Annotated in this window: 21 protein-coding genes and 1 tRNA gene; 5 read left to right on the forward strand and 17 right to left on the reverse strand. The window is 47.1% G+C overall.

Features of this window, described 5'->3' with window-relative positions; all coding sequences use genetic code 11:
- Nucleotides 1-197: 197 nt before the first annotated feature.
- The 6 genes from ACKPBX_RS03475 to ACKPBX_RS03500 form a co-directional block, all read right to left on the reverse strand.
- Nucleotides 198-773, reverse strand: a complete 576-nt coding sequence (locus ACKPBX_RS03475; protein WP_086627068.1) for an SOS response-associated peptidase — start codon at nucleotides 771-773, stop codon at nucleotides 198-200.
- A 103-nt stretch (nucleotides 774-876) separates the two neighbouring features.
- Nucleotides 877-1563 (reverse strand): DUF554 domain-containing protein, encoded by a 687-nt coding sequence (locus ACKPBX_RS03480; protein ID WP_086627066.1) that lies wholly within the window; start codon nucleotides 1561-1563, stop codon nucleotides 877-879.
- Nucleotides 1564-1769: 206 nt separating this feature from the next.
- Complete coding sequence (locus tag ACKPBX_RS03485; protein ID WP_168173121.1) at nucleotides 1770-2327, reverse strand: NADPH-dependent FMN reductase; 558 nt, start codon at nucleotides 2325-2327, stop codon at nucleotides 1770-1772.
- 305 nt (nucleotides 2328-2632) lie between these two features.
- Entirely contained in the window at nucleotides 2633-3160 is a 528-nt protein-coding gene (locus tag ACKPBX_RS03490) for a biotin transporter BioY (RefSeq protein WP_160117108.1), read from the reverse strand.
- Between the two features lies 1 nt (nucleotide 3161).
- The gene (locus tag ACKPBX_RS03495; protein WP_319995996.1) at nucleotides 3162-4154 is read right to left on the reverse strand and encodes a biotin--[acetyl-CoA-carboxylase] ligase; all 993 of its coding nucleotides are present in this window, start codon (nucleotides 4152-4154) and stop codon (nucleotides 3162-3164) included.
- A 130-nt stretch (nucleotides 4155-4284) separates the two neighbouring features.
- The gene (locus ACKPBX_RS03500) at nucleotides 4285-5115 is read right to left on the reverse strand and encodes an aminotransferase class IV (RefSeq protein ID WP_086627060.1); all 831 of its coding nucleotides are present in this window, start codon (nucleotides 5113-5115) and stop codon (nucleotides 4285-4287) included.
- A 238-nt stretch (nucleotides 5116-5353) separates the two neighbouring features.
- Here ACKPBX_RS03500 and ACKPBX_RS03505 point away from each other — a divergent pair, with 238 nt between their 5' ends.
- Nucleotides 5354-5884 carry an HD domain-containing protein gene (locus ACKPBX_RS03505; protein WP_407702585.1) on the forward strand — a complete coding sequence of 177 codons (531 nt, stop codon included), beginning with the start codon at nucleotides 5354-5356 and terminating at the stop codon, nucleotides 5882-5884.
- 342 nt (nucleotides 5885-6226) lie between these two features.
- Here ACKPBX_RS03505 and ACKPBX_RS03510 read toward each other — a convergent pair whose 3' ends face one another.
- The 8 genes from ACKPBX_RS03510 to ACKPBX_RS03545 all read right to left on the reverse strand — a co-directional run bounded on the left by ACKPBX_RS03510 (nucleotide 6227) and on the right by ACKPBX_RS03545 (nucleotide 13974).
- Nucleotides 6227-7051, reverse strand: coding sequence for a cell wall hydrolase (locus tag ACKPBX_RS03510; RefSeq protein WP_319995997.1), 825 nt, complete (start codon nucleotides 7049-7051; stop codon nucleotides 6227-6229).
- Between the two features lie 502 nt (nucleotides 7052-7553).
- A complete protein-coding gene (tnpB, locus tag ACKPBX_RS03515) occupies nucleotides 7554-8735 on the reverse strand; it encodes an IS200/IS605 family element RNA-guided endonuclease TnpB (protein WP_319995998.1) in 1182 nt (393 codons plus the stop codon).
- Between the two features lie 243 nt (nucleotides 8736-8978).
- Nucleotides 8979-9049 (reverse strand) — tRNA-Gly (locus tag ACKPBX_RS03520).
- Between the two features lie 145 nt (nucleotides 9050-9194).
- Nucleotides 9195-9404, reverse strand: coding sequence for a heavy-metal-associated domain-containing protein (locus ACKPBX_RS03525; protein WP_319995999.1), 210 nt, complete (start codon nucleotides 9402-9404; stop codon nucleotides 9195-9197).
- A gap of 35 nt (nucleotides 9405-9439) precedes the next feature.
- Nucleotides 9440-11905 (reverse strand): heavy metal translocating P-type ATPase, encoded by a 2466-nt coding sequence (locus tag ACKPBX_RS03530; protein WP_319996000.1) that lies wholly within the window; start codon nucleotides 11903-11905, stop codon nucleotides 9440-9442.
- A complete protein-coding gene (locus ACKPBX_RS03535; protein WP_319996001.1) occupies nucleotides 11895-12371 on the reverse strand; it encodes a CopY/TcrY family copper transport repressor in 477 nt (158 codons plus the stop codon). The genes ACKPBX_RS03530 and ACKPBX_RS03535 overlap by 11 nt, the downstream gene beginning before the upstream one ends.
- A gap of 165 nt (nucleotides 12372-12536) precedes the next feature.
- The gene (locus ACKPBX_RS03540) at nucleotides 12537-13127 is read right to left on the reverse strand and encodes an Ada metal-binding domain-containing protein (protein ID WP_319996002.1); all 591 of its coding nucleotides are present in this window, start codon (nucleotides 13125-13127) and stop codon (nucleotides 12537-12539) included.
- Nucleotides 13128-13299: 172 nt separating this feature from the next.
- Nucleotides 13300-13974, reverse strand: a complete 675-nt coding sequence (locus tag ACKPBX_RS03545; RefSeq protein ID WP_319996401.1) for a deoxynucleoside kinase — start codon at nucleotides 13972-13974, stop codon at nucleotides 13300-13302.
- Nucleotides 13975-14210: 236 nt separating this feature from the next.
- Between ACKPBX_RS03545 and ACKPBX_RS03550 the strand changes: the two genes are divergently transcribed.
- Nucleotides 14211-15182 carry an aromatic acid exporter family protein gene (locus ACKPBX_RS03550; RefSeq protein WP_319996003.1) on the forward strand — a complete coding sequence of 324 codons (972 nt, stop codon included), beginning with the start codon at nucleotides 14211-14213 and terminating at the stop codon, nucleotides 15180-15182.
- Between the two features lie 410 nt (nucleotides 15183-15592).
- Nucleotides 15593-16693 (forward strand): 5-methyltetrahydropteroyltriglutamate--homocysteine S-methyltransferase, encoded by a 1101-nt coding sequence (locus ACKPBX_RS03555; RefSeq protein WP_319996004.1) that lies wholly within the window; start codon nucleotides 15593-15595, stop codon nucleotides 16691-16693.
- A 67-nt stretch (nucleotides 16694-16760) separates the two neighbouring features.
- Here the strand turns inward: ACKPBX_RS03555 and ACKPBX_RS03560 are convergent, their stop codons facing one another.
- From ACKPBX_RS03560 to ACKPBX_RS03570, 3 genes are all read right to left on the reverse strand, one after another.
- Nucleotides 16761-17669 (reverse strand): patatin-like phospholipase family protein, encoded by a 909-nt coding sequence (locus ACKPBX_RS03560; RefSeq protein ID WP_319996005.1) that lies wholly within the window; start codon nucleotides 17667-17669, stop codon nucleotides 16761-16763.
- Between the two features lie 138 nt (nucleotides 17670-17807).
- Complete coding sequence (locus tag ACKPBX_RS03565; protein ID WP_319996006.1) at nucleotides 17808-18701, reverse strand: EamA family transporter; 894 nt, start codon at nucleotides 18699-18701, stop codon at nucleotides 17808-17810.
- Between the two features lie 224 nt (nucleotides 18702-18925).
- Nucleotides 18926-19426 carry a GNAT family N-acetyltransferase gene (locus tag ACKPBX_RS03570; protein ID WP_086942337.1) on the reverse strand — a complete coding sequence of 167 codons (501 nt, stop codon included), beginning with the start codon at nucleotides 19424-19426 and terminating at the stop codon, nucleotides 18926-18928.
- 216 nt (nucleotides 19427-19642) lie between these two features.
- On the opposite strand from ACKPBX_RS03570, the gene ACKPBX_RS03575 reads away from it, so the two are divergent.
- A complete protein-coding gene (locus ACKPBX_RS03575) occupies nucleotides 19643-20344 on the forward strand; it encodes a response regulator transcription factor (RefSeq protein ID WP_319996007.1) in 702 nt (233 codons plus the stop codon).
- The gene (locus tag ACKPBX_RS03580) at nucleotides 20341-21774 is read left to right on the forward strand and encodes a sensor histidine kinase (protein ID WP_319996008.1); all 1434 of its coding nucleotides are present in this window, start codon (nucleotides 20341-20343) and stop codon (nucleotides 21772-21774) included. Before ACKPBX_RS03575 ends, ACKPBX_RS03580 begins: the two co-directional genes overlap by 4 nt.
- Nucleotides 21775-21898: the final 124 nt, after the last annotated feature.

The raw sequence follows: 21898 nt of genomic DNA on the forward strand, positions 1-21898 counted from the left end.
TACGAAAAAGCCCATTCAGATAAAATTATCCAAATGGGCTTTTACTGATGATGGGACTGCGGCACTTTTGTTTGCGGTTGCATAAATCCTCCTAGCACATTAGTTATTTGCTTTCAGTTTATAAGAATTAAATAAGGATGTCAACGATAAAATTAAATTCAGATGAGCGTATTCTCATTTTCCGGAATATCGATTGATTATTGGATCAGCAGGCGATGCTCTGTAGGCTTCAGTAACTTCCAAACCAATTTCGGATCGGCCTTCTGATCCAGATATAATGCTTCATCTTCAGGATCCAGTATCACCGGCATGCGATCATGGATGGCATGCATCTGTTCATTGGCGGCAGTGGTGATGATGGAAAAAGCCGTAAAAGGTTTCCCAGTTTCATCCTGATACGTCTTCAATATACCGGCCATCGAAAAAATCGGGATATCCGCTACGGCAATTTTTCGCTTCAACTTCTCTTCGCCGACTTTCTCCCATTCAAAGAATGCAGTCGCCGGCACCAGACAGCGTGCTGTCCGGAAAGGCTGGCTGAACGTCGGCTTTTCAAGGATGGTTTCCGCCCTGGCGTTGATTAAAGGGCGCTTAGCGAAAGGCTCCACAAATCCCCATTTGTGGTGAAAAAGCTTGTTGCCCGACACTATCAGCGGTGTGCTGTTGGTCGGAAATATTTCCGCACGCTCTTCGACATCCTCTTCCATTTCCCCCAACAAGTACCTTTCCCACAATTCCCTCTTTGTCGCTTCAAGCGCATAACGTCCGCACATACTCCCGTCCCCTCTCCGTTTGGCTTTCCTTGATACCGATTATAAGGGAGACAGAAGCGTTATACAAAAAAAGACGTCCGCCAGGGAACGTCTTTTTCATTATTCACATAAAAAATCCGAAAAGGATCGGGAAAAAGACTGCAGGCGCATAATTCATGATTTTCAGATCTGTCAGCTTCAACATGTTGAGTGCCAGGCCGACAATCAAAAGAGAGCCCACGCAGGTCATTTCATTGATCACAGAATCAGTCAGAAGCGGCGCCAGGACATTCGCAAAAAGCGAAATGCCTCCTTCATAAACGAGGATCAGCCCGGCTGAAAGGAGCACACCGATGCCCAAACTGGATGCCATCACGATGGCTGCGATACCGTCGATCAGCGACTTCGCAAATAACGTGTCATGATTTCCTGTCAAACCGCTCTGCAGAGCCCCGACAATCGCCATCGCGCCGACACAGAACAATAGACTTGCTGTAACGAACCCATTAGAAACAGAATGTTCCTTATTATCAGAAGATACCCGGCTTTCTATTTCATCGCCCAGCTGATTGATTTTTTTATCCAGATCGATCCATTCGCCAACCAAAGTCCCAAATACCATCGATAGGATGGTGATCAAAATATTTTCGCCCTTCAACATGCCACTCACGCCTATGTAAAGGACACACAGAGCCAAAGCGTTCATCACTGCACTGGCTATCCTATCCGATAAACCTTTCTTCAAAGCCAGACCGATACTGCCTCCCAAAATAATGGCAGCACTGTTGACCAAACTTCCCAACAAAACCATTTAATCCCCTCCAACTGTTGTTACGTGTATCCTGATTACGTGATTCGAATACTTGCTTTTCTGCAAGCTCAGTACGTATCAGTATAGCCGCTTGCTTTCAGAAAATCAATGGACGAAAGGTGACGGAAGCATTTGTCTGGGAATGCGAAAAGACCACCATGTTACCAATGGCGGCCTCCTCTCATCATTCATGTTCTTCTATACTGTTACCGGATTGTTTTCAATGCTCCGGACCATTTGATCAATTCATTGAACATTGCTGTCGCATTGCCCGCATGATAATCGTTCGGCACAAAATTGCTCATGTTCTCGAAATCAGTCATCAATGAGAAGTTCACGGTTGTGTGCACTGTCGCTACGCTCAATTCGCCTAGGATGACGCGCATGTTTTCGTGTGCGCGGGCCCCTCCCAAGCTTCCGTATCCTACAAATCCGGCTGCTTTATCGGCAACTTCAGGTTTCAGGAAATCCAACGCATTCTTCAAAGCGCCACCGACTGCATGGTTGTATTCAGGTGTCACAAACACGTATCCGTCGAATGAAGCCATTTTTTCTGACCAAGCTTGGATCGCTGCGCCAGCTGCTGCTTGACGGTCTTCCGGCAATTTAGCGCCCAACAAAGGCAAGTCATAGTCTGCTAAAGCTACGATTTCGTATTCGATGCCGCCGTCATTGCGTTTTTCGGCAAATTCATGGATCCATTCTGATACTGCTGCTGAGTTTCTTCCTTCACGTACGCTTCCTGAGATAATTCCGATTTTCATAGTTGTTTTCCCCTTTTCGTCTGTTGTTATTGTTGTATTTTTATTTCCAAACAAAGCATTACTAATTCGAGATATTATAGATGTGTTTCCCAATTTTTTTCCTCCATGCACTTGTTTTTCAATGAAGGACTCACCTTCACCTCTCTTACATTTCGTAAGCTTGATATTATTATGCCACATCCCGGAATGTATTTCAAGTTATATATTCACGAATTCGAGATATTTTTTAAAAAAAAAACATCCATCCCGTCATACAGCGGTTTTGGATGCTTTTAAATCATTCATTTTTTTTGCAAAAACCTAAATCAATGCTGGAATACGCGCACACGACCTTTTAAACGATCAGCCAGGATGATGGCCAACACGGCTTTGGCGATGTCCCCTGGAATGAATAACAACATGCCCATCTGGAAAATTGCAGCCAAGTCGAATTGATTGCCCATGACAACATTCAGGATCATCGCCATGTAAGGCAAACCGATTGCGTACATGACGATCGTGCCGGCAACAGCTGAGATCCCATAATTCAAGAAGCTTCCTTCTTTATTATGCACGAGATAGGAAATCAAAGTAGCCGCTGCAATAAATCCAAACACAAACCCGAAGCTAGGAGTCAAAAAGGCTTGGAATCCTCCAAGCAATAATTTCAGTAATAAAGGCAGCAGTTGCGCAAAAAAGGCCGCTTTTGGACGCAAGAAGAAGCCGGTCAGCAGCACCATAAGTGTCTGCAAAGTGATCGGAACGGGGCCGACGGGGATGCTCAGGAAGCCGCTGACGAATGTCAAAGCCGCGAATATGCTTATTTGGGTCAAATCTCTTGTTGATAATTTCATGTTATTTTCCTTCTCTCTTTTTGATTTTGATGCTGATTTCGCCATAGGTCAGGGTTTTCGTTTCCCCATTTGGCAATGCTACAACTAGTCCGCCATCGTCGTCGATTGCGATCGCTTTGGCTTCGATCGTTTCGCTTCCTTGCGGGAAAGTGACTTGTTCACCCAAGACGAAGCAACGTTTGCGGTACTCGTCCAAGTAGGAACGGGATGCCAAATCAGGGTAAAGGACATAAAAACGGTTGAGTATTTCGGCAGCCATTTGGTTCCGTGTCACCATGGCATTTTTTGAATCGAACAACGTACCGGCAATCGATTGGATTTCATCAGGAAAATCCGTTTCAGGCGCCCGGAAGTTAAGGCCAATCCCTAAAATGATTGTTCCGATCGTCCGCGATTCCATATCCATTATCCCTTCCGTCAGGATGCCGCAGACTTTCCTGCCATCCAGGAAGATATCATTCACCCATTTGATTTGGGGTTCTTTTCCTGTCAATGTTTCGATCGCCTGACAGACGGCCACAGCGGCGGCAGTTGTGATCAAAGTGGCGTTATCCAGATCAGCAACCGGCTTCAAAACCAAACTCATGTACAGGCCCGATTCGCTCGGCGAGTGGAAAACTCTACCCAAGCGCCCTCTGCCCTTTGTCTGTTCTTCCGATAGGATCACGCCTTCGAAGGTCGCTTCTTCATTGACGATCCGTTTGGCCTCCAAGTTGGTCGAATCGATTGTTTTGTGCGCAATGATCCGGTGATTTTTCAGCGCTTCCGATAATAGCGGCACGATTGCGGCCTCCGACAACAAATCGGTTTCTATGGATAACTGATACCCTTTATTCGTCGTTGCTTCTATTTGATAACCCTCTTTTTTCAGCCCATTGATTGCTTTCCACACGGATGTTCTGGATACTTCCAACTGATCAGCCAAATCTTGGCCGGAAATACTTTCGCCTTTGTGCTGCTCCAGAAACTGCAGAACTTTCTCCTTTGTTGACATCCTTTCCCTCCATTCTCTTCTATAAAAAAACCACCACTTGAACCGAAGTGATGGTCTCAATGCTGTATTCAGTTTAACCTCTCGCCGGCCCTTTGTCAACCCGCCGAGAAAAATGGGTAACAATGTTTTTTTAGTGTTTCTTTGATTCCTTATATACGCTGACCATTTCGGCATAATCCGCCATGATCGTCTGCACAATCGGATTATTCATCGTCGGAATCGCAACAGCTCCGATTTTCGATATCGGCAGTACATTATTGCCGGTTCCGGAAACGAAGGCTCCTTCAGCATCCTTGACCCACTCGACAGGGATGGCCGTCTCGTTGATCGGAATCTGTCTTTTTCCACAGATTTCGAACACTTTCTTGCGGACGATTCCCAGAAGTACCGCGTTTGCAGGGGGCGTGTACAATTCTTTCCCTTTCACAAAAAAGACATTCGTGCGGCTGCCTTCCGTGATTTCCTCATTCCCATCCACCAGCAACAATTCGTAGACCCCTTTATCAGCCCTTTCCTGCAGCACGGCTTTCTGGTAATCCGACCGGACAAGCTTGATGTTCGGATCCAGCCTTTCGATACGGAACAGGCTCGTCGCGATGCCCTCTTCATAATAGCATTTTGGCGGGTAGATGCTTTGGGTGAAAAAGATCCACAAAACACTTTCGCTTTTTGACGTTTTTCCAAGGATGAACTTAAGGTTCTGATTCCCCACCTGATTGGCGGCTATCAGGCGATAGACGCGGTCCTCGATGGATTCCGCAGTGGCTGGCAGCGGCAGATCCAGATAAGCAGCAGACCGAAAAAAACGATCCAGATGATCCTCCAGAAATATTGCAATCCCATCCTCGACACGGATGACTTCGTATACCGTCCGGCCTTCAAATTCCGGATAGCTTTCGCCGTCAGCATTTTTTACTAGTTCATCGTTCAATAAGTAATAAGATCCTTCCACTTTTTCCATATTCGACGCCCCTTCCCGTTCTTATATTCCCTATTCTACTCCGGAATCCCGAAAAGTACATGCCAATTCGTAAAACAGCAGATATGACAGCCAAATGACAAACTATTTAAAAATTAGTAAAAGTGAAGAAAAACACAACGAGTCCCTTCCTTTTTTTATGCTGCGGGTGTATAGTATGGGCATCATGAAAAATACGAACACAACTACTTACACAAAGGATGATAGAATAAGCATGCAGATGCCACAATCCAATTGGAAAAATGATGTTGAATACGTCGCTTTGGTCGAAGATCTCATCTATCACGAAGAATTATTGCACATGGAGACCATTACCCATCACCACTTCACCAATCGTTTGGAGCATTCGATCCGCGTATCCTATAAGAGTTACCAGCTTGCAAAAAAATGGAATCTGGATGCTCGATCCACTGCACGTGCCGGTTTGTTGCACGACTTCTTCCACGAAGATCGTGATGCTGTCGCCCAGTTGAATATCGGTGCCCATGCAGATGCCCATCCGAAAATAGCTTGCGAAAATGCTTGCCGCATCACTGAAATCAGCTCTCTAGAGCGCGATATCATCCTCAAGCATATGTTCCTGGTGAGCCGTTGCGGCCTGCCGCGTTACAAAGAAAGTTTTGTCGTAACCTACGTGGACAAATATGTCGCGATCAGAGAGGTCGTCGAACCGATCAAAGAAATCGCAGGATCCCGCATCCGCAATCTGGTTTCCAAATTGAGCCCGGTAAATCTGAACATCAACATTTAAGTCTAAATTTTATGAAGAATTGACTGTCTCAGAAGAGACGGTCTTTTTTTATATATTCGCCTGCTTGTCCGATTCTTCGGTGTTATCGGACAACCTCCGACTCTCCCACATGTTGCTTGTCCGATTCTCCCACGATATCGGACAACCTCCAACCCTTCCGCATGCTGCTTGTCCGATTCTCCCCCGATATCGGACAACCTGCAACCCTTCCGCATGCTGCTTGTCCAATTCTTTCCCGGTATCGGACAACCTTCGGCTTTATCCGACGATCCAAACAAAAAAAAGCTGAACCCGCAATGGATTCAGCTTTTAGATTTGTACTATCAGTATTGTTTATATTTATTAGAAGAATACGTTTGTTACGCCATCGCCTGAAGCACGGAAGCTTTGTGCTGAAGTTGAACGGTACCCGTTCAATACTTCGTTAACTGCTTGGATTGTGTCAGCAGAAGGTACTTCTGCTGCAGCAGCTCCGTTGGAAACTACTGAGAACTGACCTGATGCATACAATACAGCATCAATTGTCGTTCCGCCCCAGATTCCTGATTCAACGCGGTTCATGATAACAGAAGCAACATTCAATTTTTCTTGGTAGCTTGGGCCTGCTTCAGCTTGGACTACTTGATACAAGAAGTAGCTCGCTTGGTAAGTCGGTGCTGCCGTTTGTGCTACTGGAGCTGGCTCAACATATGTTTCTACAGCTGGTGCTGGTGCTGCTACTGGTTCTGCTACTGGTGCAGCTGCCTGCACTTCTTCAACTGCTTCAACTGGTGTTTCGACTTCCACTGCTTCTTCAGAGCTGACATCGTAGCTCTTCACTTCTGAGTCTTGTTCAACAGTCACGATGTTGTGGTCGGCTGATAATACGATTGCGTTGCCGGCAATGATCATGTCTGCATTTCCGATGCTGTTCACATCAACTAAGGCATTCACTGATACATCAGTTGCCAATGCGATTGCTGATAAAGTATCGCCCCATTGGAAAGTGTATTTGCTGCCGCTCTCCAAGCTTTGGATATCCGCTTTGATTTGATCTGCTGTACGTGCTGTCCAAGTGGATGAAGTATATTCTGTTGCATTTGCTTGTGTAGGATTCGCTGTTGCCATAAAACCGATGGCTGCTAAAGTTGCGCTTGTTACGAATAATCTAGATTTGAAGTTTTTCATGTCTATTTTGTCCCTTTCTTCTCTTCGCAATGTTTTCGTATTGCAATTTATACTCTTCATGACCTTTTTTATTTGATAAATGAAGTATTTATCCAGGTCTCGATCGGAGTTCTTTCAACAGAGACAATCCTATCATGAATCAAATCGCTAAAGTTAAATATCCCTTCTTTGTTATTCCATCTTAACGTGACTGTCTCAAATATCTGTTTATCTTACAAACATAAGTCAAATATTACGCTGTCGTAATATAGAAAATCAATTTGTAACAATTGGCATAATAGCTGTCTTTTTTCACAAACTCCATGTCAAAATATAGACAAAATATTGATTTATCAGTTGTTACATCTGTAACATATGTTTCAATCCGTGTTATTTCTCAAGCGGGAAGGACCCAATTCGCTTTTAATGACTAAAAATTATTACAAAACATTTGCTTATTGTAAACATAATTGAACTACCCCCACCTACGCTATCGCTTAGAGGTGGGGGATTCTTAGGAACATCACTCTATCGAGCGATTATTGACTAAGCTATCCCCGTAGCTTCCTACGGTTAAAAGCCTCAAGGCTTCATGTTTTAGATTTATGCTTGCGTTCAGATCTCTGTCATGGTGAGTATTACATTGCGGGCAATCCCAGTCCCGGACAGAAGTATTCTTCACGTCTTTGTTTTGGTAGCCACAGCACGAACAGAGTTGGCTAGAAGGGAAGTTCCGGGCAACGACAACGACTTGCTTGCCGTACCACTTTGACTTATATTCCAGCATCGTCCGAAACTGCGCCCATGATGCTTCCGATATTCCTTTGGAAAACTTCTTGTTTTTCATCATGCCGGATGCATGCAAATCTTCGATGCCGATGACGTCGTGGTTTTTGACGATTTCAGTCGAAATCTTTTGCAGGTAATCCGTTCGAGTATTGCGGATTCGTTCATGAATCCGGGCGACTTTGACGCGCTGTTTCTGGTAGTTTTTCGATTCGGACAGTTTTCGTCCATCCTTTTTGGCCTGCCTTGCCCGCCGGGAAAGAATTTTTTGTTCCTTAGCGAGCTTTCGCTCCAGTTTCTGGAAAAACCGCGGGTTCTCATAGACTGACTCGTCTGAAACGACGGCAAAATCCTTCAATCCGACATCGACACCGCAAGCGGAACCCGTTTTCGGCAATAGTTCACTATCGGTTTCGACTAAAATGGAAATATAATAGTTGCCCGAAGGATTTCGTCGGATGGTCGCGCTCATAATTCTTCCGTCCACTTCTTTGGACTTGGCGAATTTGACCAGTCCCAACTTGGGTAGTTTCAGTTTGTTCCCCACTACAGCGATATTTCCATTTGTCTGCTTGGTCGTGTAGGACTGGATCGGGTTCCGTTTGCTCTTGAAACGCGGCGCCTTGTTCTGCTTTTTGAAAAAACGATTGAAAGAGTCGCTGAGGTTCCGCAGAGCTGACTGCAGGGCGATGCTATCGACTTCTTGCAGCCAAAGCGTCTCCGATTCTTTTTTCAGCACCGTCAACTTGGCCGAGCAGGCAGAGTAATTCAAACCCGCTCCCGTCTCCTCATAGGTTTTGTTCCATTCGGACAGGAAGCGATTGAACACGAAACGAGAACAGCCGATAGTCTTCCCAATCAGGATTTGTTGCTCCTGATTGGGGTAGATTCGGAACTTATAGTTTTTGTAGATCATCACAATCATTCGCCTCCCTATACCATATAATTATATGCGAACGTACGTTCTTTGTCGAACGGGAGGTCCATCGTTAACGGTAAGAATTTTTCGAAAAAAATAGGCTGACGCCTACCGCCATTCATCTCCCACCTACTCATTGGGCTGTACCCTTTTCATTCCTAGAGGTGGGAGTCTTCTGGCGGAAAAGGATAAAAAAACCTTACCGACTTCATCGGTAAGGTTAAGATGCATTCAATTTCAATAAGCGGGCGACGGGAATCGGACCCGCGACATGACCTTGGGAAGGTCGCATTTTACCACTAAACTACGCCCGCATGCTGGTCTGTTCGACCGGACTGCATGTTTCATTCTACCCCTAAATTGTGCTCACGACAATAGCTAAATAGAAAAAATGTGCAAATTTATGCGAAAAAAACTCCCTCAGCAATTACCGAGGAAGCCCGTGCTATTATTTTTTGCTTATTTGCTGCCGGTTACTTTGAATTTCGTACCGGACAACGCTTCATTGAAAGTCACTTCGGAAATGTCTTGGTTCGTCTTGACTGTTGCTTTCTTTCCTTCCAGATCAACCGTTACCTCTTCCACACCTGCAATCGCAGAGAATTTCTCTTTGACTGTCGCTACGCAGCCATCGCATTTCATTCCTTCAAGCATCAATTCTTTTTGCATAATCGTTTCCTCTTTTCTCTATATATGATATTCCCTTACCGTTTTGAGACGGAGGGTTTGAATCCTTTCAGACGTAACGCATTCAACACAACCGACACCGAGCTGAAACTCATCGCTGCTCCGGCGATCATCGGATTCAACAAGGGCCCTCCGAAGACGTGCAGGATTCCCATCGCGACAGGAATGCCCAGGACATTATAGGCGAATGCCCAGAACAGATTTTCCTTGATGTTTTTGATTGTTGCTTTGCTGAGTTCGACGGCTGTGGCTACTGCCATCAGGTCGCTCTTCATCAGAACGATATCCGCTGATTCGATGGCGACGTCCGTCCCTGATCCGATGGCGATACCGATATCTGCTTGGGCCAATGCCGGTGCATCATTAACGCCGTCTCCAACCATGGCGACTTTTCGGCCTCCCTGTTGCAGCTTCTTGACTTCTTCCGCTTTGTCTTCAGGCAACACCTCACTCAGGACACGGTCGATGCCCACCTGATTGGCGATGGCTTGCGCCGTACGTTTATTGTCGCCGGTGATCATCGCGATTTCGATGCCCATCCCACGCAGTTTTTTGATTGCCGCCGCACTGCTTGCTTTCACGGTATCGGCAACGGCGATGATGCCGGCCAATTCCCCATCCATTGCGATGTACATCGGTGTTTTTCCTTGTTCAGCCAGCGTGTGGGAGGTATCGGCAAATGAACCTAGTCCGATCGCATGGTTCAGCATCAACTTTTCATTTCCCAACAGAAGCTCTTTCCCATCGATTGTGACGGCAATACCGAAACCAGGCAGCGCATTGAAAGCGGATGGTTTCAACAAAGACAGCTCTTTCTCTTCAGCATCGCGAACGATGGCTTCTCCAAGCGGATGCTCCGATCCTTTTTCGGCCGATGCCGCCAACAGCAACAGTTCATCCGGATCGAGTCCTTCACGGACCAAGACATCAGTAACTTTCGGCTTGCCTTCCGTGATTGTCCCCGTCTTGTCGAAAACGATTGTCTGGATTTTATGCGTCACTTCCAGAGCCGTCCCGCTTTTGATCAGCACACCGTTCTCGGCACCCTTGCCGGTACCCACCATGATGGCGGTAGGTGTCGCCAAACCCAAAGCGCAAGGACAAGCGATTACCAAGACCGAAATCGTGATGGTCAGTGCGAAAATCCATGATTCTTGTCCCAAGAAGTACCAAGACAAACCGGCCAGAACAGCGAGCACGATGACGATCGGAACGAAGTAGCCCGAAATCGTATCAGCTAGTTTTGCGATCGGTGCTTTTGAACCTTGGGCATCTTCCACCAACTTGATGATCTGCGCAAGGGCTGTATCTTTTCCGACTTTTTCTGCCCGGTAATGGATGGAACCATTTTTGTTGATGCTGCCGCCGATGATCGCATCGCCCGCTTTTTTCTCCACGGGCATGCTTTCGCCTGTCAGCATCGATTCATCAACAGATGTCAGTCCTTCCGTTACTTTTCCATCGACAGCCATTTTTTCGCCGGGACGGACAACCAAAATGTCCCCTACCATGACAGCATCCAGCTTGATTTCCTGCTCATTGCCGTCACGAATAACGCGGGCTGTCTTAGGAGCCAAGCCCATCAGTTTTTTGATGGCTTCTGACGTCTTGCCTTTTGAAACGGCCTCGAAGTACTTCCCGAGCGTAATCAGCGTCAATATGACAGCCGCCGATTCATAGTACAAGTTCATGACAAGTTCGTTGTTCCCTCCGATTGCTGCAAAGGTGCCATAAAGGCTATACAGAAAGGCAGTACTGGTCCCTAAAGCCACCAGCGAGTCCATATTCGGGTGGCCTTTGAACAAGGACTTGAATCCTACCGTAAAAAATTTCGTCCCGAGTACCATCACTGGAATCGTCAACACTAGCTGCGTGAGCGCGAACGTTACCGGGTACATATTCGGATGGAGGCTCATCGGCAACGGTAAGCCCAACATGTGGCCCATCGCGAGATACAGAAGCGGAAGCGTGAATACCGCCGAGAGCCAAAAGCGTCTCCACATATTTTTGATGTGCTGCTCTTTCTTCGCTTGGTTTTGGTCGCTTTCTTCTATAGTAGCGTTCTCTTCGATAGCCTTGTAGCCCGCTTCGGCCACAACTTTTTCGATATCCCCTGGATGAAGCACGGTCGGATCGTAGGAGATGACCATTTTTTCGGTAGTCAGGTTCACGGATGCATCAGACACGCCGGCAACTGCCCGGGTCACTTTTTCCACGGTTTGGGAGCACGAGGCGCAACTCATGCCTTCGATCAGAAATGTCTTTTCTTTCTTGTTTGCCACCAAAACGTAGCCAGCCGCATCGACTGCATTCTTCAGAATTTCTTCGGAAAAATGGCTTTCATCGACAGCAACCGTCAGTTTCTCGGTCGCCAAGTTGACTGTGGCTTCCTTGACGCCTGCGACTTTAGCTGCCGCTTTTTCCACGGCTTGTGAGCACGATGCACAACTCATGCCTTCTATTTCATAACTTTTATTTTCCATCGGGCGATTCCTCCTTGTGTATGCAACCGGTTTGTTTACAGTTGCATTGTCCTGGCGTGCACATGCACTTCACTTCATCGACTGCCGTGCGTTTTTTGGCGGCAATCACTTTTTCCAACAATGCAACATCAGCGTGGCTAAGCGTCGCTCTTTCAATCAGTTCCGCTATCGTGCTGCCGACTTTTTTCGTACAGACGTGCGCCAAAAGGTCTTCGGTAGCGCCGCCGACGCTTTCCTGTTCGGATACGTTTGCGCTGTAGATGAATTTATTGCCGATCGGTTCTGTTGCCAATAAGCCTTTGTCGACGAGTCTTCCGATCAACGTTTTGACGGTGGCTTGTTTCCAATCCATTTTTTCCTGCAGAACCGAAATGATTTCCCGGCTGGTCGCCTCACCGTTTGTCCAGACAACGCGCATCACTTCCCATTCAGCATCGGTTATCTTTTTCTGTGTCGAATCGGTCATTTTTTTCATCCTTTCGTTGTTGTTCCTTGCTTCTGAAGTAAGTTTACATCTGTAGACGTTTTATGTCAAATGATTTTAACCCAAAACAAAAAACAGCAAGTTACCGCCGATCGGTTGGCCTGCTGTTTTGCTCTCAATTAATTTGTTTGTACTAATAGTAGGTCATCAGTACCGTTGCTCTCTTTTGCGCTTGCGCACGCGCCGGCGGTATAAGGTCGGCGCCATGCCTTCCTTTTCCTTGAATTTGCGGGAAAATTCCGCCGCGGAGGGCATCCCGACCAGTTCGGCTATTTGCTTTATGAAGCGTCCCGAGTGAATCAGCAAGTAGCGTGCTTGATCCATCCGGACACGATCCAAGTAGTCCATCAACGAAACCCCGTAGATGCGGATGAAGATCTGCTGCAGTTCCGACGAGGGGCCATGACAGGCTTCGGCAATGCTATTCACGCTCAATGGGTGTTGATAATGGTTATGGATAAAGCGTTCGGCTTGGCCGGCCCATTCCAGATCCGTAACTGTCTTCCCGTTCGGACTGCATCTGCGGCAAGGGCTGTAGCCGCTCGCCTCGGCAGCCTCAGCTGAAGTAAAGACGCAGACATAGTTGAATTTCGGAAGCCGGGAAGGACAGGACGGCTTGCAGTACAATTGCGTATTCCTGTCCGCATAAAAGAATTGTCCATCAAAACGCTGATCCCGTTCATTGATTGCTTGCCATTGCTCCACATTCACTGCTTGTTCTGCCCTATCCGCCGCCATCGTCTGGTTCCGTCCTCTTCAACTGTCATTTATGTCTGTTTCCTAATTATATTACATAAACCCATCATATGCTTCAGTCCCTCGCGAAAAATTTATACCTTCTCGCAAAAAAAACAGCAGCCGCACCGAATGGCACTGCTGCTGTTTGATGACGACCTGAACGATCTGTCACTTATACGATATTGCTTCCGGCATAAGTCAATCCGGCCTCTTCGCTGCGGACTTCCAAGAGCGCTTTTTCGATGATGGCCATGACCTGCTCTTCATCACCGCTGTTATTGACGATGTCGAACGTATCGATGTTGATCTTGATTTTTGGACTTTGATCGTACTCCTGATACCATTGCTCATAATTTTTGAATAGCAATTCATAGTAGGCCAACAACTCGGAATCATCCTCGATCTGCTCAAATTCACGGCCGCGCTTGCGGATATGATCCAAAATCGTCTCGAATGAACCATCCAGATAGATCAGCAAATCCGGCGCTTTTTTGGGCATGCCTTCCAGTTCTTCCATCATGTTCGCCAACAGATCATTGTAGATATCCATCTCTTCTTGGGAGATGTTGCCTTGCAGGTGGTTGACCCGCGTGAACAGCGCGTCTTCATATATGGAACGGTCCAAGACATTATTGTCATCAGTCAATGCAGCCTTGATGCTGCGGAAACGCGTATTCAAGAAATATATTTGAAGGCTGAAAGCCCATTTTTGTGGATTATCATAAAATTTATCCAAGATCGGGTTGTAATCGACGCTTTCGAAAAAGGCCTCCGTCCCCAATCTTCTTGAAATCATTTCAGTATAAGTAGACTTTCCAGCACCTATCATTCCAGCCATTACCAGCACGCTCAATCATATCCCTTCCTTTGGTGTTATCTGATTATTTCCGTATTTTATATTACTTCCGATCCACTAGTTCGCGGAACAACATTTAGTATCATACCATGCCTTCAAATCGAGATATAGTGTTTTTTTGATTAGAAAATCCACTTCCAGCCCAAAAATGACCCGTGTTTCTTGCTCCCGAAAACACTGGTCAAACGAGCCGAAATAAACTATGCTAGAAAAAAAGGAGGATGCCCATGAGTTTGAACCATCGCACCATCAAAATCGCTTTTGCGACAGTCATCGCCATTCTGATTGCGCAATTTTTCCAGTTGAATTATTCCGTTGCAGCCGGGGTCATCGCGATCCTCAGTGTGCTGGACACCAAAAAATCTTCCGTCCTGACGGCACTGCAGCGGATTGCCTCCACAGTGCTGGCATTGACGATCGCGACGATCCTGTTCCGCCTCTTCGGCTTCCACATCGTCGTGTTCGGCGTCTACCTGCTGTTTTACGTACCGTTGGCCTACCGCTTCAATCTGCAATCCGGCATAGCGCCGTGTTCGGTGCTAGTGACGCATCTGTTGCTGGAAAAGCAGACAAGCTTTCCTTGGCTTCTGAACGAACTAGCCCTGATGATGATCGGCGCCGGCGTGGCTATTTTGTTCAATCTGTACATGCCCTCCAAAGCGAGCCAGATCATTTTGCTTCGGGAACAAGTGGAGACGCAGATGAAGGAAGTGTTGCATAGTTTCAGCGTCGCCCTTCGCGAGGGGGATGACCGCAACCAAAGCAAGTTATTGGACGAATTGGATGATCAATTGGAAAAATACAGGCAGGTCGTCTATGCCGAATTCGACAATCAGTTGCTGGACCAATCGACCTATAATATCCGCTACTTCGATATGCGCAGCGAGCAGGTCACCATCCTGAAATATATGGCTACCAACCTTGGATTATGCGCGCTGCCGACAAGCGAAAACAAGATTTTGGCTGGCCTGTTCTTCCTGACTGCCGCCCAGCTGCATGAGCAGAACACCGGGATTTATCTGATGGAGGACATCGATTCATTGCTGCAATCATTCCGCGAAAGCGAGTTGCCGGCCACCCGTGCGGAGTTCGAAAATCGTGCCATCCTGTTCCAGTTGCTGAACGACTTCAGACGCTTCATCCAGACGAAAAAAATATTCTACGAAGAGTACGCAGCGGAAATAATTACTAAAAAATGAATTTTCCATGAGAAAACATTTGACACTTACTAATCGTGTTGTTATTATGTATATAAATTCAAACAACCTCACGGTGAAAAGAAGAGTACGGATAACGGAAATGCACAGAGAACCTCGGCAGCTGAGAAGAGGACAGGAAAGTCATCCAGAAAATGGTCTTAGAGTGATTGGTTTGCGAACGCCTTATGGCCTCAGCAAACCACGTCCGCATACGTTACAATGCCGCAGTATAACAAGACAGAACGGTCGTCTTGCGTACTGACTGAGGGGGCATGCGCGAGCATACCCTGAACCAAGGTGGTATCACGATGAGCAATCATACGTCCTTGCACAGCAATGTGCAGGGGCGTATTTTTTTTACTGTACGATATCGTTTGACAAAAAATAAAAATTGAAAGAAGGAAAATAACATGACAACAGCACAAAAAACAACAACTTTACCATTCAGAGCCGACCACGTAGGGAGCTTTTTACGCACGGAACCATTGAAGGAAGCACGTTTGAAATTTGCAGCCGGCGAAATCGACGCAGCCGCTTTGGACCAAGTGGAAACAGAAGAAATCACGAAATTGGTCAAAGATCAAAAGGAAAATGGTTTGAAAGGTTTCACTGATGGCGAATTCCGTCGCTCTTGGTGGCATATCGATTTCATCGAAAACCTGAACGGGTTTGAAGGCTATGTGCCGGAACACGGCTATGATTTCGGGGATGTTGAAGTCCGCAAGTATGCTTTCCGCAACGTCGGCAAAATCTCCTTCAATCCGAACCACCCTTTTCTGGCTGCATTCAAATCATTGAACGAAATCGTCGGTGATCAAGGCGTGACGAAATTCACGATCCCTAGCCCGAACGAAGTTTTCTATCCAGGCTACCGCAACGAAGAAATCTATCCTTCAGTTGAAGCGTACCAAGCCGACGTGCAACAAGCCTACATCGACGCTGTCCAAGCTTTCTACGACCTGGGCTGCCGTTACCTGCAATTGGACGATGTGCACTGGGGCTTCCTTTGCAACTTCGCGAATGATTCGGAAGAGTACAAAGCTTCCAAACGCGTTGCTGCTGAGAATGTTCAAGCCATCATCGAAGCAAAACCGGCTGATCTTGTCTTGACGACGCATGTCTGTCGCGGTAACTACAAATCCCATCACTCTTTGGAAGGCGCTTATGATCCGATTGCAGAAGAACTGTTCGGACAAACAAGTTTTGACGGTTACTTCCTGGAGTATGATACCGATCGTTCCGGCGGTTTCGAACCACTTGCCTTCTTCAAAGGCAAAGGCCGCATCGTATTAGGCCTGGTTACTTCGAAGACAGCTGAGCTGGAAGACAAAGAAGAAATCAAAGCCCGCATCAAAGAGGCCAGCAAATATGTTCCTTTGGATCAATTAGCGTTGAGCCCGCAATGCGGATTCGCCTCCACCGAAGAAGGCAACTTGCTGACGGAAGAAGAACAATGGGCTAAAGTACACCACGTTGTGGAAATCGCCAAAGAAGTTTGGCCCGAAGACTAATCGTTATATTCGAAAACGCACAATCTGCTGATTGTGCGTTTTTTTGGTGTGGTTTGGGTACCCTTGCTTATCCCTGCCCTGTTGTGTTTTCCAACATGCTGTAGTCGATTGGATTATTCTGCAGCATCTCATTGGCGATGGCGATGACATCCGGACCGGCACCCACTTTGAATACCAACTGCGGTTCAATCGCGAAGTTCACTTGTATATCCGCCTGTTTCGTCAATTGGCGATCCATCTGCCGGATCAGGATATCCAAACTTTGGATCGCGACATTGAACGGGGATTCCAGTTGCCGGTCGACCGCGTCATAGATCATCGACACGGACATCAGCACACTGAAGAGCGAACGGTCAAAAAGAGGGATGGGCAAATTCATCATCACCCCGCCATCAACCAACTGTCTCCCGTCGATTTCCGCAGTAGAAAAGACCATCGGAAACGCACAGGACGCAGCTACGGCCACTCCCAATTCGATATCCTGCGGGTAGATGAGCCAATCTCCAGTCGGGCTCGTGAAAAACTCGGGTTTGTTGGTGAAAACAATCAATTCGCTTGTATGGATATCAACAGTTGTGATCGCGATAGGCAACCGGCAGTCGGAAAGCATTCGGCAGCCGATTTTTTCAAATAATTGACAGGCCATCTGTTGTAGATTCTGCAATTCAACGAAGCCATTATTGTGTTCCCGTACATGCTGAAAGAGCAGATAGGCGGGCCGGCTGAAAACGCCGCGATCCGCAAATTCCCGTTCCTCTTCCAATAAGGTTTCCTCGATCTCGGATGCCGTAAGCCCGCTGGCCACCAAAGCCGCTATGACCGCCCCCATCGAAGTGCCTGCGACGGCATCGATTTTGACGTGATGCTTTTCCAGATCATGAAGGACGGCAAGCTGTGCAAAGGACTTCAGGCCGCCTCCAGCCAGACTGAGTCCAAACAGTCCCTTGCCTTTTTCTGCTTGTTCAGGCGTTTCCATATGCATTCCCTTCCTTCGCGTTCTTTCACTGTCATTATCCTCTATTTCAGCGGAATCCACAAAAAGAAACAATGTTGAAGGCTCGCCAACTCCGGCACAACGCAAAAAAGCGGCATTCAGCCGCTTTTCCGCATAAAACTATTCGAAGCCTAAGATAAAGATCCCTACCATGATCATCGCAATGACTGCGTATTGTTTTGCAGTCAGTTTTTCCTTCAAGAAGATCCACGAAAGGATGACGGACACCATACTATAGGAAGAAATCAGCGGCGCAACGATAACTGCATTTGCGCTGATCGCAAAAACATAGAAGAACTGCCCCAATGTTTCAAAGATGGCTGCCAAGCCGCGGTCTTTTTGATCGCGCAAAGCAAAGGTTTCCTTCTTGATCAAGACTAGATAAATCCAAGCCACAACCGCTACAATCAGCCAAGTCATTTCATAAGAAATGTTCGCCTGCATTTCGTCCATCCCTCTGTCGAAGACCCACGCATCCGCGAAAGTCCCTAGGGAATCGATCAATGCATATCCTAGAGGGAACAACAAAGCGATCGCGCCGTATTTGTATTTACGATCCACCATTTCCTTGTTCTCTTTCTTTTCTGCCTCAGCAAAACGTTGCTCGAATACCGACAGCAAGATGACGCCGAATGTGATCAAGCCTACCGCAAAAAACTGGAGGCCCGTCATGGATTGGCCCAAGAAAATAAAAGTCAGCAAGCCCGATATCGCGCCGGACGAGTTCTGTACAGGTGAAGAGATCGATAATTCCAGAAACCGCAGACCGGCGTAGCCGACCGCCATCGATAAGATGTACAACGCCGAAACCGGCAGGTACGTGATCATGTTGCTCGGATCGTAGACCACTCCCGAAGTCAGCATGACGTAGACCGCATGGATCCCCATGACCGCACCGACCATGATGACGATCTTCAGATAACTGTATTTATCTTTCGGATCGCTCCCCTTTTTATAAAACAAATCCGCGGTGCCCCAGGCCAAAACGGAAACTATCGCAAATAAAAACCACATACTCCATCCATCCCTTATAAAATAATTTCTAAAACTTACTTACTAATTATACTGGAAGGATGGAGAATGCAATAAAAATAACGCAATGTTAACAATATATTAACAGACTTATCATAAGCGGCAGTCAACATTGTCGCTTACGATAGATAATTAATGCGTGTTTCTGTACCCTGCAAAACGGAATCGGCACCGGATATTCATCCCCTACGATGCCGCTTCAAGGGTCAGTCGCGCACTCTTTTGCCCATGTAGACGAGGTCGCGTTCGATGCCGTCAAGCTCGGCTACTCTCGGTAAATATCCCCATTGTTCGAAGCCAAATTTTTTCATCAGCCCGATGCTTGGTGCATTGTGGCCGAAGATGAGGCAGACCAGATTGGTGATGTCCAACTCGTCGCAGGCAGCCAACACTGTTTCCATGATCTGCGTGCCCATTTTTTTACCGCGGTAGTCTTCATGGATATAGATGCTCAATTCTGCTGTCTTGTCGTAAGCGGCGCGCTCGTGGAAAGCCTGAAAGCTCACCCAAGCGCAGATTTTCCCATCCTCTTCAAAAACCCAGATCGGTCTGTAGCTCGGCGAATGGTCCAGGAACCAGCCCATTTTTTGTTTGACGGTCACCGGTTCCAAATCGGCCGTCACCATCCGGCTAGGAATCGTCTGGTTGTAGATGGCGACGATATCTTCTACATCGTCCAAAGTTGCGTTTCTATGTGTAAGGGTCATTTGTTTATTCCTCCAAAAATCAAAAATTCACAGCCCGACTTCTCGAAGGACTATACGCTATTTTACCAGTTTGTCGCAGTGATGTGCTATCTATTTTCAGAGGGGTGGAAAAATAGTGTTTGCCTGCCCCCAATTTCTGCAGGATTGCCACAGTTTTTCGTAATCTTCCCAATGAAAATCGGTTATACTGGATACAAGAATGGGGTGGATTAAATTATGAATGAAGAAATATATATCGCAGAAGATGAAGATGGCATCCGTTTGACGGTGAAGACATTTTTGGAGAGCGAGGGCTATGTGGTCTCCGACTTTCCGAACGGCGATCTGCTCTACGATGCTTTCCTGAACAAACAACCGGACCTGGTCATCCTGGATGTGATGATGCCGGGATCGAGCGGCTTCGAGATCACAAAAAAAATCCGCGACGTCAGTTCGGTTCCGATCATCATTCTGACTGCAAAAGACAGCGATATGGATTATGCGACGGGCATCAACCTTGGCAGTGATGATTACTTCACGAAGCCTTTCAGTGCCATCGCCTTGAATATGCGCGTGAAAGCGATGCTGCGCCGCATCAAGATGGATCAGGAACGCATGCCTTCCCGTCAGGAAGAAGCGACGCTGCGGATCGGCGATATCGAAATCGATCTGGCCGCCATGTCCGTCAAACAAAATGGTGTCTCCCTCAACCTGACACCGAATGAATACAATGTGTTCGTTTATCTTATAGAAAACAAAAACCGTGCCGTTTCAAGGGACGAACTTTTGGACTCGATCTGGGGCTACGGCAAGGACATCGAGACGCGGGCCTGCGATGATACAGTCAGAAGGCTGCGCAAAAAACTGGCCGGTTCCACAGTCGAGATCGAGACCGTTTGGGGATTCGGCTTCACCGTGAAGGAGTCGTCTGCAGGATGAAGATGAAGACATCAAAAAAAAGTTTGAAGATCCGGCTTCTGACGACCATCACTTTATTATTGGCGGCCGTCTTTGCCTTCATTTATCTGGTGTTCAATTTTTTCTTTACCCAGTACATCGAAACGACAGCTGACTCATTGCTTGCCGAAGCGAGACAAAATTACATCGAGCGTCCCTTCGATGAGGACAAAAAGTTGGAACCGGAACCCGCTTCATCAGATGGGAGCATTGTGGATGAACCCCGGGAAAAAAATCCTGAACCGCATACGGCCTTCTCATCCAGCGTCCAAAAAACGATCATTTCCGAAGATTTCGAAATACTGTTCCCACAGATCCAGGACACCGGATTCAGTGAAGATGATTCGTTGACGAATTTCGTTTCCGGATTGGAAAGTTCCGACATCACGCTGGCATTGACAGCCGATGGGAATTTGGAATTGGAGGATAATCTCTACTACTATTCCATCGCTCCCAACGCCGAGGAGGACGGGACCTATGCGGTATTCTTCCTGAACATGTCCGATCTGTTCGTCTTCGAGCAGAACCTGAATCAGATCCTTTTGATCATCATGCTGATTGGGCTGGTGACCATCGCAACCATCACCTACCTGCTCGTTTCAAGGATCACGAAACCTTTGCAGACGCTGGCCTTGTTCGCGAAAGAGATCGGTGAAGGAAACTATCAGACGATCGATGAGGAATTCATCGATCTGGAGCTCCATGAGCTGAAGACGACCATGAACGAGACCACCAAAAAACTCAAGCTGTACGACGCCGATCAGCGCACGTTCTTCCAGAACGCTTCGCATGAATTGCGGACACCGTTGCAGATCATCAAGACAAACGCGGAAGGCATCGAAATCGGCATCATCGATGACAAAAAAGGCGCCATCGCGATCAAAAACGAGACCGACAAACTCGGCACTCTTGTTGAGGATATCCTCTATCTGTCGCGACTGGAGACCCGTTCATCGGATCGGTTGACCGCCACCAACGATATCCGTGAAACATTGGGCTATACCGCTGAACGCTACGCCAGCGTCAGCAATCAAAAAAATCTGCAAGTGCTGTTCGACTTCCAGAAGGATCCTGTCCTGTTCCATTACGATGAGCGAGACTTTGAACGGGCCTTCCAGAATCTCATCTCCAACGCCCTGCGTTACGCAAAAGGCATCATCCGTTTGGGCTGCAAGGAGATAGATAACCGGATCATGATCACCATCTACAATGATGGCGAACCGATTTCCAAGACAGACCTGCCGCATATTTTCGATCGCTTCTACAAAGGTAATAAAGGCGTGCACGGCATCGGGCTCTCCATCGTGCAATCGATCGTGCAGACTTACGGCGGACGCATAGAAGTCATGTCTTCCGCAAAAGGAACAACTTTCACAATCATCCTGCCGCAACAAAACAAATCTAATAAATAGAATCTGAGAATAAGGACCGAAACACTGACCGCCCCCATAGGCCAGCGTTTCGGTCCTTTTTTTGCATTGGGATGCGGTGCTCTATCAACTTTACGCATCTTTCCGCTCAATTTGCTCCATTTTT

Source organism: Trichococcus shcherbakoviae (assembly GCF_963666195.1).
Classification (GTDB): Bacteria; Bacillota; Bacilli; order Lactobacillales; family Aerococcaceae; genus Trichococcus; species Trichococcus shcherbakoviae.

Excerpts from the sequence above, each read along its gene's own strand:
- ACKPBX_RS03475 (WP_086627068.1), bottom strand. The coding sequence starts at position 773 with ATGTGCGGACGTTATGCGCTTGAAGCGACAAAGAGGGAATTGTGGGAA.
- ACKPBX_RS03480 (WP_086627066.1), bottom strand. The coding sequence starts at position 1,563 with ATGGTTTTGTTGGGAAGTTTGGTCAACAGTGCTGCCATTATTTTGGGA.
- ACKPBX_RS03485 (WP_168173121.1), bottom strand. The coding sequence starts at position 2,327 with ATGAAAATCGGAATTATCTCAGGAAGCGTACGTGAAGGAAGAAACTCA.
- ACKPBX_RS03490 (WP_160117108.1), bottom strand. The coding sequence starts at position 3,160 with ATGAAATTATCAACAAGAGATTTGACCCAAATAAGCATATTCGCGGCT.
- ACKPBX_RS03495 (WP_319995996.1), bottom strand. The coding sequence starts at position 4,154 with ATGTCAACAAAGGAGAAAGTTCTGCAGTTTCTGGAGCAGCACAAAGGC.
- ACKPBX_RS03500 (WP_086627060.1), bottom strand. The coding sequence starts at position 5,115 with ATGGAAAAAGTGGAAGGATCTTATTACTTATTGAACGATGAACTAGTA.
- ACKPBX_RS03505 (WP_407702585.1), top strand. The coding sequence starts at position 5,354 with ATGCCACAATCCAATTGGAAAAATGATGTTGAATACGTCGCTTTGGTC.
- ACKPBX_RS03510 (WP_319995997.1), bottom strand. The coding sequence starts at position 7,051 with ATGAAAAACTTCAAATCTAGATTATTCGTAACAAGCGCAACTTTAGCA.
- ACKPBX_RS03525 (WP_319995999.1), bottom strand. The coding sequence starts at position 9,404 with ATGCAAAAAGAATTGATGCTTGAAGGAATGAAATGCGATGGCTGCGTA.
- ACKPBX_RS03530 (WP_319996000.1), bottom strand. The coding sequence starts at position 11,905 with ATGGAAAATAAAAGTTATGAAATAGAAGGCATGAGTTGTGCATCGTGC.
- ACKPBX_RS03535 (WP_319996001.1), bottom strand. The coding sequence starts at position 12,371 with ATGACCGATTCGACACAGAAAAAGATAACCGATGCTGAATGGGAAGTG.
- ACKPBX_RS03540 (WP_319996002.1), bottom strand. The coding sequence starts at position 13,127 with ATGGCGGCGGATAGGGCAGAACAAGCAGTGAATGTGGAGCAATGGCAA.
- ACKPBX_RS03550 (WP_319996003.1), top strand. The coding sequence starts at position 14,211 with ATGAGTTTGAACCATCGCACCATCAAAATCGCTTTTGCGACAGTCATC.
- ACKPBX_RS03555 (WP_319996004.1), top strand. The coding sequence starts at position 15,593 with ATGACAACAGCACAAAAAACAACAACTTTACCATTCAGAGCCGACCAC.
- ACKPBX_RS03560 (WP_319996005.1), bottom strand. The coding sequence starts at position 17,669 with ATGGAAACGCCTGAACAAGCAGAAAAAGGCAAGGGACTGTTTGGACTC.
- ACKPBX_RS03565 (WP_319996006.1), bottom strand. The coding sequence starts at position 18,701 with ATGTGGTTTTTATTTGCGATAGTTTCCGTTTTGGCCTGGGGCACCGCG.
- ACKPBX_RS03570 (WP_086942337.1), bottom strand. The coding sequence starts at position 19,426 with ATGACCCTTACACATAGAAACGCAACTTTGGACGATGTAGAAGATATC.
- ACKPBX_RS03575 (WP_319996007.1), top strand. The coding sequence starts at position 19,643 with ATGAATGAAGAAATATATATCGCAGAAGATGAAGATGGCATCCGTTTG.
- ACKPBX_RS03580 (WP_319996008.1), top strand. The coding sequence starts at position 20,341 with ATGAAGATGAAGACATCAAAAAAAAGTTTGAAGATCCGGCTTCTGACG.